Source organism: Nostoc sp. CHAB 5836, from assembly GCF_020829445.1.
In the GTDB taxonomy this organism is placed as follows: domain Bacteria; phylum Cyanobacteriota; class Cyanobacteriia; order Cyanobacteriales; family Nostocaceae; genus Nostoc.
In genome coordinates this window covers 1-11,898 of the sequence record NZ_JAIVFV010000192.1, presented here as the reverse complement: position 1 = coordinate 11,898, position 11,898 = coordinate 1, and the positions used below count along the sequence as shown (strand labels likewise).

Here is an 11,898-nt window from a genome sequence, read left to right as displayed (position 1 = left end):
CAACCATTATTTAAAGATAAATATGGCGATGCTAACTTTGATCAAGCTAAAAAATTGTTAACTACTGCTGGTTTCTCCAAAGAAAATCCCGCAAAAGTGCAAGTTTGGTATCCTTCTAGTTCACCTACTCGGAGTTTGGCAGCACAGACACTCAAATCCCTTGTGGATGCCAAAATGGATGGAATACTGCAATTTGAAGTCAGTCAAGCGGAAGGGCCTGCCTTTTTCAAAGACATTTCCAAGGGATTGTATCCAGCAGCTTTACTTGATTGGTATCCAGACTTCTTAGATCCAGATAATTACGTCCAGCCGTTTTTGCTTTGTGAAAAAGGTTCAGTTGCTAAAGGGTGCGAAGATGGAGGCAGTCAAACTCAGGGTTCTTTCTACTATAGCGAAGCTATGAATCAACTCATTGATCAGCAACGCAAAGAACAAAACCCCGAAGCGCGTCAGAAAATTTTTACTGAAATTCAAACACAAGTTACTGCTGATGTACCTTATGTTCCCTTATGGCAAAACAAAGACTATGTATTTGCCCGAAATGGTGTGAGCAGCGTACAACTTAATCCTAACCAAATTCTGGTTTACCAGACAATTAAAAAGTAGTCATTGGTCATTGGTCATTGGTCATTGGTCATTGGTCATTGGTCATTGGTCATTGGTCATAACTGTTGACCATTGACTTTTGACTATTCTAGAAAAAATTTCTAAGTAAGTTAGCGCGAAAAAACCTAAATATGTTACGAAACGTAAATAGGCTTAAAACCCTTGTAAATGACGAAGGACGAAGGACGAAGGACGAAGGACGAAGGACAAATGACAAATTACAAATGGCAAATGACGAAGGACAAATGACGAAGGACAAATGACAAATTACAAATGACAGCCTTAGCCAGTTAGCTTTAATTGCGCCAACCTACTTAGTTCAATATTTATCTATTTGATAGCTAAAATAGTTCTCAAAACTGCTTTGTGAATTTTAAAATTTAAATTACTTATGTCTCGTTCTAAAGCTTTACAATATTACATTGTTTCTCGGTTGCTTCTCGCGCCACTTCAGCTATTAACTATCATCACCATTGTATTTCTTTTACTCAGAGCAACACCAGGAGATCCAGCAGATGCAATTCTTGGGGGACGTGCGCCAGAAGCAGCTAAAGAGGAATTGCGAAAACAACTAGGTTTAAACCTTCCTTTGTGGCTACAATACCTAAACTATTTGGGAAGCATACTGCGCTTTGACTTGGGAACCTCTTTAATGAGTCGCGGACAAAATGTTGGGGACATAATTGGGCAATATTTCCCGGCGACGGTGGAGTTAGCAGTATGTAGTATGACGGTTGCACTCATCGTCGGAATTGCGGTTGGGACTCTTTCGGCTTCTCGTCCTGGCACATATTTTGATGTGGGCGGGCGCTTATTTGGGATCATCACCTATGCACTCCCCATGTTTTGGGCGGGAATGCTTTTGCAGTTGATTTTCTCAGTGCAATTGGGTTGGTTTCCTAATTCCAACCGCTTTCCGCCCAATCTTCCGGCTCCCACTCCTGTGACTGGATTGTATACAATTGATAGCTTACTCGCTGGAAACTTCACTCAGTTTTTCACATCTTTGCACCATCTGGCTCTACCGAGTCTCACTTTGGGAATTTTGCTCAGTGGGATTTTTGAGCGAATTGTGCGAGTGAATTTAAAGCAAACTTTGCAAGCAGATTATGTAGAAGCCGCTAGAGCTAGAGGTATTGGTGAAAATAAGATTTTAGCCTCTCACGCCTTAAAAAATGCGCTAATTCCAGTGATTACAGTGTTGGGATTAACCTTTGCGTCTCTGTTGGGTGGAGCGATTTTGACAGAGGTGACATTTTCTTGGCCTGGGCTAGCCAATCGATTGTATCAAGCGATCGCCGATCGCGATTATCCCACAGTCCAGGGAGTGCTAGTCTTTTTTGGTGCGATCGTTGTGAGTGCAAGCATTTTGATTGATATTTTAAATGCTTATGTAGATCCACGAATTCGGTATTAAGGTGTTTGACATTTTGTTAATTTTCTGGAAAAATACCACTGGCTAAAATACCAAGAATTTTATTCACATCTTTGAGATAATATTCGCTTAAATCAATGGTCAATGTTTGTTCTTCTAGTTTGAGGAATTGCCAAATACTGCCCGTTGTGACTGCTCCGTAAACAGTTTTAATCTCAGTTGCAGCTTGCTGATTAAAAATTTGGGCTGCTACCATTTCTGCTGCACACTGACCCAAACCCGCATTAATATTTTCTTTTTTAGCTTCTACAACTGTAATTACTGGTGCTGTTAAAATTAGAATTTCTGGAGATTTCGTAATAATAAAATCGCAAGTGCCGTTTAATCCTTTGCTATTATCAACAGTGAAATCTACCCCAGAAAATAAACCAATTTGTTCTCGCAATTGTCTGCGTAAATCAACTAAAATTGGCGCAATAATTAACTCAGAACGAGCCTTTTCACTATTACTACCTAAAGCGATCGCCAGGTTATAATTGAGTGTTTCTACAAGTAAATTACTCGCTTCTAATTCAGAAACAGCAGCGAAAATATCGCGTTTTTCTAATGTGGTTAAACTAAACTCTTGTTTTGCTTTAGCTAAATTAAACTCGCTGTAAGCCATAGAACTATTACTCACTTTCGCTTTTAAATAGAAGACTGAAATTACCGTCCAACATCCAAGTCAAAGTAGAAACTAGCGTCAACAATTCTGTTGCTGCCAACATATTTGATAATAGGTATGCTAACTCGGTGCTGCCCTGGTTCAAGCTTCCAGGTTTTTTGGAAACTACCAATATTATGACAAGCAGCATTAATCGGGAAGTTACTAGGAGTGAAAATTCCATTTTTATAACTCTCAACTCCATTTGGAAACAGATAAACTTTTACTTCTACTCGATTGACTGGAGCTTTAGATGGTATGCAATAGGTTAGATTTGATAATCTTAGAGTATCTCCAGCTTTTAAAGGTATGCGATCGCGATTTTTTACTTGCTGAGGTTCGTTGCTATTAAACTGCACTGTAAGATTATCAACGCATACTTTAGCCAGAGTAACTTTATCACACGTTGTAGAAGTGGCGGTGACAGAGGTGGACTCTAGAGAAGATTTGTTCCCAAGCCCCATTATGACAGGCACTCCGGCAGCTAATATAGTGGCGGTGGCAGCGATAAGAGCAAGTGCAAGCTGTTGTCTAAAAGTTGTCATTTCTCAAACTCCTCAACTTTTGTTCTGTAACACCATCATCGCTTGAGACATAAGCTCTATAGGTAGGCGTTAGTAGGAAGCTTAAGTGTTTAAATTGTTATAAGGGAAAGTAGGCAAATGTAGGTTTGTAGGGTAAAGTATTACACTACTGGCTGATTTTGACTTCGCTCTGCCAATTCAATTACGCCTAAGAGGATGTTTCAAAAGTCCTTTTCTTGGTAGCAAAACGTTTTAGATCCCCCTAAATCCCCCGATAAATTGGGGGACTTTGACTCTTCCCCCAATTTATCGGGGGGTTAGGGGGGATCAATAAGTGCCTAAAGTCACAGCTAACCACTTTTCAAACATTCTCTAATGGACTCAAAACAAGCGTTAGCATTCATTAATGAGCTGTTTGCTAAAAAGACTAATCAAGTCTTAAATGAATTGGAAGAAAAGCTTTTTTTAGGAATCTGGGAAGGTCAGACTTATTCAAATATTGTTACTCAGACTGTTTTCTCTGAGCAATATTTGAGAGATGCAGGTGCAAATTTATGCAAAAAGATTACAAAAGATTTAGGCATAAAAGTTAATAAGAGAAATTTTAAAAATCAAATTAAATATCATTGTCAACAGTATTCAGAAACAACTTTACCTTCCCAACAAGCAATTGTAGAACCAATTAATTTAGCACAAGTAGATGAATCACACTCAGATAATCTATTACAGCGAAATCAAAATCCCTTCATTCCCCTTAATGGCAGAGTAGAAGAAAAGTATCTATTTTTTGACCGAAAGCGCGAAATCCGGGGAATATTTGAGGTGTTGAATAGCGGTAGTAGTGTTGTTTTAATTGGGGAAGAGGGAATCGGCAAATCTTCGCTGCTATGGATGATTTGCGAAGAAGCAGAAACTCGTCTAAACGTTAAACGTCAGCCAGTTTTCTTAGACCTGAATTGGCTTCATAATGAAAGTCAATTTTATAGTGAATTGTGCTATGAGATTGGTATACCTGACAGTAAAGACTATCAGTTAAGGCGCATTTTGCTAAATTGTAAAATACTACTGGCTATAGACAATGTAGGAAAACTTACAGGCGAAGGTTTTACTCGCAACACAAGGGATTATTTGCGCGGTTTAGCTGAAGGAATTAATGCTCCGTTGAAGCTGATTTTAGCTGCCACCGAACCTCTGAACAACCTTTTTAACGATAGTCAGGAACAAGGTAATACTTCTCCGTTGGCAGGTATTTGCCACGAGGAACATATTCATCCTTGGGATGAAGCTACTATGCGTGCTTTTATTACCAACCGTCTAGCTAGAACTTCTGTGAGTTTTACTGAAGAAGAAATCATTCAACTCATCCAAGAAAGTGGCGGACATCCTCGCAAACTGATGCAATTGTGTTATCGAACTTTTTTGCAGTATGTGGAGAGTTTGCAATGAATGACACCGCTTTGACCTCTCCTCTACAACAGGCTACGGTGTACACACAAGTTATCGAATTACCCCACCCTAACCCTCCCCTTGGAAAGGGGAGGGAACTAGATTTTCTTGTTTCCCCCCTTCACAAGGGGGGATTAAGGGGGGTAAAACCCGGATCTCAAAGTAACTCCGATTTGTGTGTACACGGTAGCCTACAAGGGGAGGGGAGCAAGACTACTCCTATTCCCCCTTCCCTTATATGGAAGGGGGCTGGGGGGTTAGGTTCTTCATTAGTAATAATGGAGGTTGAATAATGACCCCTGTACCCCGCCTAGACTTAGCGCCCAAGTTGAAGCGTCGCCTCTGTTTGTGGAACCCCTTAGATTATCTGCGCCTTTTGTATTGGGTGTTTTTCTTTCCGCAAGCTTTGCGGTGGTATGTGAATGAATTCGGAGGTGGGTATATTCCTGAAGGGGAAATGAATTGGCGGAAAGGATGGGAGTTATTGCGTCAAAATGCTATCCAACGTCAGTTACTTTTTCAAGGATTAGTTTTAACAGTAATTACCCCTGTAGGTATAGGTTTAATTTTTCAGGGTGTAAATGTTCCCTTTAACTGGTTCGGCGTGGCGTTCGGAGTGGCGTTCGGAGTGGCGTTCGGAGTGGCGTTCGGAGTGGCGTTCGGAGTGGCGTTCGGCGTGGCGTTCGGCGTGGCGTTCGGAGTGGCGTTCGGAGTGGCGTTCGGCGTGGCGTTCGGAGTGGCGTTCGGAGTGGCGTTCGGCGTGGCGTTCGGAGTAGCGAGAGGCGTGGCGTTCTGCGTGGCGTTCTGCGTGGCGGTAGGCATGGCGTTCGGCGTGGCGTTCGGCGTGACGTTCGTCGTGGCGTTCGGTGTGGCGGGAGGCGTGGTGAGAGGTGTGGCAGCAGGCGTGGCGTTCGACGTGGCGGGAGGCGTGGCGTTCGGAGTGGCGGCAGGCGTGGCGGCAGGCGTGGCGGTAGGCGTGGCGGTACTGCGTCCAGAAACCTGGCTTATTGGCTCACTTTTAAACTTGCGAATCATCCGAAATGGTAGTTGGCTACTCCCCCGCATCACTCCGCTTCCCCTTCCTAATCTTGTTTGGCGCTTGCAAAATTGGCTGCAAAATGATTGGGAAACTGGCTTACATAATATCAATGAACTGCTGGCATATACCCTACAATTCATTCCTGTTATCCAAGCAGTCAATAGGGTACTTGCCAAAATCCCGTCAGAGCAACTTATTTGGACTGTCTCTCGACTGGCGACAAATCCCTTTGATTGGAATATAGTACGTTTTGCTTCAGTTTCTCTAGATGAAACCCTAAAGTCAAGGTTTATCAGAAATTTGTTGTCTTTCTACTTTTTCTTACCTCGTTTTTGGGGAGAAGGTTTACAGGCTCGTTTTAATATAGACACTCCCTTTAATATGGATACTCCTGCTCGTGCTACTGCGGCTGGTTTTTGGCATCTACATGAAAAACAACCAGCGAAAGCAGTAAAGGCTTTTACAGTAGTGCGTTCTCTACTTTATGGTGAGGAAATGTACACTCTTGCCCAAACTCTAGCGCTGTTTAATAAAGCTCAAAAGCCAGATTCTATTGCTGCTATCCAAGTTCCTCCTTTTCCACAGGAACCGCTTTTACGTCCAGTTACCTGGAAAGTCCTTGCTAATCTGCGTCGAGTTGTTGAAGATGTTCAGTTTGTTAATCGCAGCGTCTCACGTTCAGCCAGGTCTTTAGCTCTCAATCGAGCATTAGGCGAACTGACAAAAATCCTAAATCAAGCCGACACCTTGCCGCAAGCAGAGCAAGGGTTAATCATAGATATCGCTCAAACTTGGAAAGAAAGCCTTTTACAAATCGCTGGTGAAGTGGGAGAAATTTCCATCACCAAGCCTGTGGTTAATCCTTATATTGTAGGCGACCCGGTTCAAAGTCATCTCTTTGTTGGGCGAGAAGATATCATCAGACAGTTAGAAGAACTCTGGGTGATGGGTAATCAACTCCAGTCTGTAGTTCTCTACGGTCACAGGCGCATGGGCAAAACTTCTATTCTGCTTAACGCTGCTAACTGTCTAGGCTCACAAATACAGCTAGCTTATGTCAACTTGCTACGTTTGGGAGATAGCCCGCAAGGTGTGGGTGAGGTGCTAATGGCAATTTGTGATGAAATTGCTCAAACTCTAAAACTTCCGCCACCAGCTGACGCTGATTTACTAAATCTTCCCTACCGGACTTTTGAACGGTATTTAAAACAGGTTGAAGCAAAGCTAGACGGCGGGTTAATCATTGCCTTAGACGAGTTCGAGAAAATTGAAGATTTAATTGAAGCGAAGAAAATCCCTATGGACTTTATGGGTTTTCTGCGGGGTTTAGTGCAAATGAGTTCTAAAATCGCATTTGCTTTTGCTGGTTTGCACACCTTAGAGGAGATGACAGCAGATTATTTTCAACCCTTTTTTGCCAGCGTCAATCCTATTCATGTAGCCTTTCAAGAACGTGCAGCTACCCGCCAAATTCTTGCTAACCCAGGTAATGAAGACTTCCCCCTCGACTACATCCCGGAAGCTTTAGATGAAATTTATGCTTTGACAAATGGTCAACCATATTTAGTGCAACTACTGGGTTTTCAGCTAGTGCGCGGCTACAATGACTTTGTTTTTGAGCAAGGGCGATCGCGTGACCCAGTTTTCACAGTAAAAGATGTGGAAGCAGTTATCAATGACCCTGAGTTTTTCAAGCGGGGACGCTACTACTTTGATGGGGTTTGGGGTCAGGCGGCGCGGGGTGCTGAGGGTCAGCAGGCAATTGTACGAGTACTTGCACCTCACCCAGAAGGGCTAAGTCTGGATGCCTTAGCTCAGTCTACAGGTATGAACGATGCCGAACTACAGGAAGCGCTGAATACTCTGGAACGTCATGATGTCGTTGAGGAAACTCAGGGAAGCTGGCGAGTTACGGTAGAACTGTTTCGCCGTTGGGTTTTGCAGTTTTGCAGCAAATAGAAGGCGAATAGAATTCGCGGCTACACAGGCAAAGTCCGCCTTCGCGGACTAATTTCGGCGATGGCATTTGCTTGTTCGGCGATGGCATTTGCTTGTTCGGCGATGGCATTTGCTTGTTCGGCGATGGCATTTGCTTGTTCGGCGATGGCATTTGCTTGTTCAGCGATCGCATTTGCTTGTTCAGCGATCGCATTTGCTTGTTCAGCGATCGCATTTGCTTGTTCAGCGATCGCATTTGCTTGTTCGGTGACAGCATTTGCTATTTCGGCGATCGCATTTGCTATTTCGGCGATGGCATTTGTTATTTCGGCGATCGCATTTGTTATTTCGCTGACACCATTTGTTATTATCGTAAATAAAAGGGTTTAATTACGAATTACGAATTACGAATTACGAACTTGTACTGAGCGTAGCCGAAGTATTACGAATTATTTAATGAGGGCTTATCTTCTCAAACTGCGCGGGTCAAGTGCATCTCTCAGCCCATCACCGAGTAAGTTGAATGCTAGCACTGTGAGAATAATCAGCACAGCCGGTGGCCAAATTAACCAAGGTTGCAGTACCAAAATGGAAGCATTGCTAGCCAAAGAAAGCATATTGCCCCAAGATGGATCTGGTTGTTGTATTCCCAAGCCAATGAGACTTAGTATCGCCTCTGCGCCAATAAAGCTGGGAATTGCAAGAGTAGCAGAGATAACTACATAACTAGCCGTTTGCGGCAAAACGTGGCGGAGAATGATATAAAGTGGGTTTGCGCCCATTGCGCGTGCAGCTTGGACAAATTCTCGCTCTTTAATTGATAGTACCTGTCCTCGAATCACCCGTGCTAAACCAGCCCAGTTAATAACCGAAGTAATTACCACAATTAGCAAAAAGCGCTGGGTACTACTTAAACCAGGTGGAAAGACTGCTCCCAAAGTCACCAAAAGATAAATACTAGGGAAAGTCATTAGCACTTCTGCTAAACGCATAATGATGCTATCAGTCACACCGCCGAAATAGCCGGAAATTCCTCCGATGAGTAAACCGAGGGGATAGGTAATGATAATGCCAAAAATCCCGATAAACATACTGATGCGACCGCCATGCAAGAGCCGACTAAATTGGTCGCGGCCTTGGTCATCAGTGCCCAAAATGTTGAATTTTGCCTCAGTTGTGGTGCCAAATAAATGCCAATTTAAGGGAATACCAGGAAAGATTGTCACTTCATCCCACGTCGGGGGTAATGGCAAACTCATCTGTAACAATCGGTATTCTGGCCCAGAGACAAATATACGCAGGGGTGAGGGTTTTTTCAAGTTTACAATGAGTTGGCGATCGCCTGTTTCTAAATTCGTATCTCCCTGAGTCGTCGGATAAACATAAGGGCCGATAAACTGCCCTGATTGAGAAACCCAGTGTATCTTAGTTGGTGGCAGCAGTGAACCATTAGGTTGTGAGGCATAGGGGTCATAAGGAGCCACGAAATCAGCTGCAATTACTCCTATATAGAAAATTAACAGCAAAATTGCTCCAAATCGTGCCAAAGGATTTTTCTTTAATTGTCGCCACCAATTCATAGGAGTTAGGAGTTAGGAGTTAGGAGTTAGGAGTTGGGAGTTGGGAGTTGGGAGTTGGGAGTTAGGAGTTGGGAATTTGGAGTTGGGAGTTGGGAGTTATTAAGCTTTTATTTTAATTCATAATTGATCATTAATAGTTCTTAAACTCCCAACTCTGCCAATTTTTAATTTGAGATTTTGGTTGGAAAAATCTCAAATCTCAAATCCAAAATTGAATAACTTCTAACTTTCAACTCCTAACTTCTCTAAATACTGTTGCTGTTCTTGCTGTTGTTTTTCGTGTTCTACAACAAACACATTGGAGTAGAGATTAGCGAGAATTTGTTTTCCCTGCTGTGTCAGTGATAGATAATGCAGTCCTTCTTGAATATAAGGATAAACCCCATTCCAGTAAAACTTAGCGTAGTTATTACGTAAATCGGCAGGGGTTTTATAGCCCAAAACTTTATTTACACCAGTTTCTTCAAACTCGTAAAATAAAGAAGCAATTTTCTTCAGGTAACGCGGGTCGCTTAATTGCCCAATCAAATCAGCAGCACGTACTAATCCTGCAAAGCACTTTGTATCTTGATGATCTTCTGCCACAGGCACAGGAAATCGAGTCAATTCAATATTGCTCTTAATTGCCTCGGCGTCTATTAACTTGTGACCTCCAAAACGTTCATCAATAAAAAGCTTGGCTCTATCAACATGATAGGGCGTGAGACTGGCATCGGAAGCGCCAGCATCTACAGAAATCATTCTGCCATTTTTACCTGTGGCATATAAGTTTGCTGCTTCTCGATCTTGTCGGCAAACTCCCTTAACATAGCCAATATCATGACACACTAAGGAAATAATACAATGCAACCAGTCTTCACTGGAAACACCTCCTTCTCTGATATGTTTGCCACGTAAGATTTCTTGCCCTACCAGGGTGACTAGAACAGTGTGTTCAACATTGTGGTAAAGGGCGTCACTATTGGCAATGTTTTCCAAAGCCATGTTACCAGCCCAGGCGATAATGTCTTGATAATCATTTTTGAAGCAGCCATAGGTGCGACGGTAGCCTTCTCGAATTTCATCTACAAAGGCATCAATTAAAATTTCAGTGGCATTGAACATATGTGCTGACTCTGGTAAATACCAATTATTTTTTGATTTTATTAGACATAGGAGTGAAAATGAATCTCAAACCCTTAGAGGATGTTTGAAAAGTCCTCTTTTCGCTAACAAAACGTTTTAGATCCCCCTAAATCCACGCCATTTGCTTCACTTGGGGAGACCCCAGACGCTCTCTACGAGACGCTGCGCGAACGCAGACTCGCTTGCCGCCGGCGCTATCGCCTTTGGCGTCTCCCCTTCTCCCACTCGTGAGAGGCTAGCGCCAAGGGAGAAGACCGCAATGGCTCCCCAAAAGGGGGACTTTAATTCCGGTTCCCCCCTTTTTAAGGGGGGTTAGGGGGGATCAATAAGTGCAAAGATACAGCCAAATACTTTAGGACTTACGCAACTGGCATATTATTTGGAGTTTGTAGTGAGGACTTTAGTCCTCTTTCATCAGGGCTGAAGCCCTTACTACAAACTAAAAGCTTTTATGCAAAAAATAAAGGTTCAAAACCGGACTTACGTCCCGCTACGCGCTTTCGCCCGAAGTCAAGGGAAAAAATCCGCATCATCGTCAGGTAGGTTGAAACCCTCTGCCCGTTCTGGGTGGCTTATTTCCCTGTTAAGAGTTAAGAGTTCCTTTTCATTTTTTGTGACACTTGCGTAAGTACAGCTTTGCATAAAATCGTGGCGAATTGAGGGTTGAAATTTAAACGCATAGGCGCCTCGCCTTCCCGCAGGGTAGGGGCGCAAAGGGAAGCGCAAAGGAACGCAAAGAGAATTCGCTACGAATTAATGAAATGTTGTAGTAAGTCCTATACTTTTCAAACAACCTCTTATCCTGCTAGATGATATAAGATAATTTTTTGTATCATAATCTACAGAAAAATATTCAGCAATTTTATGTAAATTTACTACTAAATGATGTTTTATTGTATACTAATTGACCAAAAAAGGCATTTACGATGAAATGCGTCATAGTTGAGATGAAGTAAATAAATTTCAAGTTTTCTTCATAAAATACCAAGATTAGTATGTATAACCAGAAAGTGGAGGTGAGACTGTGAGCGATGAAAGTGTTTCAGAAGTTGAGGTAGAAGAACCTGTAACCTCTGAAGATATTCGCTTTTTGAGCAAATCAGATCCAAAACCAACTAAGTCATGGTTGAAGCCATTATTCTTAGGTGCTGGTTTAGGAATCGCGATCGCCTTTGGTGGGATGAGTATATTCAGTCGTCTGCCATCCGGTCAACAAAGCGCGGTAGCAGACAAAAAAGTTAACCCAGCGATGACAGTCACCATCGCCACAGTAGAAACCGCTCGTGTTGTCCGTACCCTCAAAACTACTGGGACTGTAGCAGCGCGTGATTTAATTCCAGTACTACCACAGATCAACGGCTTACAAATCAAAAGCATTCCCGAAAATGTCAAAGAAGGTGCTTTTGTCAAAAAAGGTCAAGTGTTGGCGGTGTTGGATGGTTCCATACTACAAAGCCAAATTAGCCAAGCAAAAGCAGATGTGGAATCTAAACAAGCAGATGTGGAATCTAAACAAGCAGATTTGGCATCAAGTAAAGCGAATTTAGCATCAAATAAAGCGA

General features: G+C 42.7%; 10 protein-coding genes. 6 read left to right on the top strand and 4 right to left on the bottom strand.

From position 1 onward, the window contains the following. Both LC605_RS26945 and LC605_RS26940 read left to right on the top strand, forming a co-directional pair. On the top strand, nucleotides 1-606 hold a 606-nt coding region (locus LC605_RS26945; RefSeq protein WP_229550555.1), incomplete at its 5' end, for an ABC transporter substrate-binding protein. Nucleotides 607-997: 391 nt separating this feature from the next. Continuing rightward, nucleotides 998-2,023 carry an ABC transporter permease gene (locus LC605_RS26940; RefSeq protein WP_229550554.1) on the top strand — a complete coding sequence of 342 codons (1,026 nt, stop codon included), beginning with the start codon at nucleotides 998-1,000 and terminating at the stop codon, nucleotides 2,021-2,023. A gap of 16 nt (nucleotides 2,024-2,039) precedes the next feature. On the opposite strand, the gene LC605_RS26935 is transcribed toward LC605_RS26940, so the two are convergent. Both LC605_RS26935 and LC605_RS26930 read right to left on the bottom strand, forming a co-directional pair. Then, complete coding sequence (locus LC605_RS26935) at nucleotides 2,040-2,645, bottom strand: hypothetical protein (RefSeq protein ID WP_229550556.1); 606 nt, start codon at nucleotides 2,643-2,645, stop codon at nucleotides 2,040-2,042. Nucleotides 2,646-2,686: 41 nt separating this feature from the next. Then, nucleotides 2,687-3,229 carry a hypothetical protein gene (locus LC605_RS26930; RefSeq protein ID WP_229550553.1) on the bottom strand — a complete coding sequence of 181 codons (543 nt, stop codon included), beginning with the start codon at nucleotides 3,227-3,229 and terminating at the stop codon, nucleotides 2,687-2,689. 354 nt (nucleotides 3,230-3,583) lie between these two features. On the opposite strand from LC605_RS26930, the gene LC605_RS26925 reads away from it, so the two are divergent. From LC605_RS26925 to LC605_RS26915, 3 genes are all read left to right on the top strand, one after another. Next, entirely contained in the window at nucleotides 3,584-4,654 is a 1,071-nt protein-coding gene (locus tag LC605_RS26925; RefSeq protein ID WP_229550552.1) for an ATP-binding protein, read from the top strand. A 292-nt stretch (nucleotides 4,655-4,946) separates the two neighbouring features. Then, nucleotides 4,947-7,652, top strand: a complete 2,706-nt coding sequence (locus LC605_RS26920; RefSeq protein WP_229550551.1) for an ATP-binding protein — start codon at nucleotides 4,947-4,949, stop codon at nucleotides 7,650-7,652. A 60-nt stretch (nucleotides 7,653-7,712) separates the two neighbouring features. Beyond that, nucleotides 7,713-8,021, top strand: coding sequence for a hypothetical protein (locus tag LC605_RS26915; RefSeq protein ID WP_229550550.1), 309 nt, complete (start codon nucleotides 7,713-7,715; stop codon nucleotides 8,019-8,021). 74 nt (nucleotides 8,022-8,095) lie between these two features. On the opposite strand, the gene LC605_RS26910 is transcribed toward LC605_RS26915, so the two are convergent. Together LC605_RS26910 and LC605_RS26905 are read right to left on the bottom strand one after the other, a co-directional pair. Next, complete coding sequence (locus LC605_RS26910; RefSeq protein WP_229550549.1) at nucleotides 8,096-9,211, bottom strand: ABC transporter permease; 1,116 nt, start codon at nucleotides 9,209-9,211, stop codon at nucleotides 8,096-8,098. Between the two features lie 222 nt (nucleotides 9,212-9,433). After that, on the bottom strand, nucleotides 9,434-10,315 hold the full coding sequence (locus LC605_RS26905; protein WP_229550548.1) for an Npun_R2479 family HD domain-containing metalloprotein: 882 nt from the start codon (nucleotides 10,313-10,315) through the stop codon (nucleotides 9,434-9,436). A 1,045-nt stretch (nucleotides 10,316-11,360) separates the two neighbouring features. On the opposite strand from LC605_RS26905, the gene LC605_RS33155 reads away from it, so the two are divergent. Further along, nucleotides 11,361-11,898 (top strand): biotin/lipoyl-binding protein (locus tag LC605_RS33155; protein ID WP_229550547.1); only part of this gene is annotated, 538 nt, incomplete at its 3' end.

Excerpts from the sequence above, each read along its gene's own strand:
- LC605_RS26940 (WP_229550554.1), top strand. The coding sequence starts at position 998 with ATGTCTCGTTCTAAAGCTTTACAATATTACATTGTTTCTCGGTTGCTT.
- LC605_RS26935 (WP_229550556.1), bottom strand. The coding sequence starts at position 2,645 with ATGGCTTACAGCGAGTTTAATTTAGCTAAAGCAAAACAAGAGTTTAGT.
- LC605_RS26930 (WP_229550553.1), bottom strand. The coding sequence starts at position 3,229 with ATGACAACTTTTAGACAACAGCTTGCACTTGCTCTTATCGCTGCCACC.
- LC605_RS26925 (WP_229550552.1), top strand. The coding sequence starts at position 3,584 with ATGGACTCAAAACAAGCGTTAGCATTCATTAATGAGCTGTTTGCTAAA.
- LC605_RS26920 (WP_229550551.1), top strand. The coding sequence starts at position 4,947 with ATGACCCCTGTACCCCGCCTAGACTTAGCGCCCAAGTTGAAGCGTCGC.
- LC605_RS26915 (WP_229550550.1), top strand. The coding sequence starts at position 7,713 with ATGGCATTTGCTTGTTCGGCGATGGCATTTGCTTGTTCGGCGATGGCA.
- LC605_RS26910 (WP_229550549.1), bottom strand. The coding sequence starts at position 9,211 with ATGAATTGGTGGCGACAATTAAAGAAAAATCCTTTGGCACGATTTGGA.
- LC605_RS26905 (WP_229550548.1), bottom strand. The coding sequence starts at position 10,315 with ATGTTCAATGCCACTGAAATTTTAATTGATGCCTTTGTAGATGAAATT.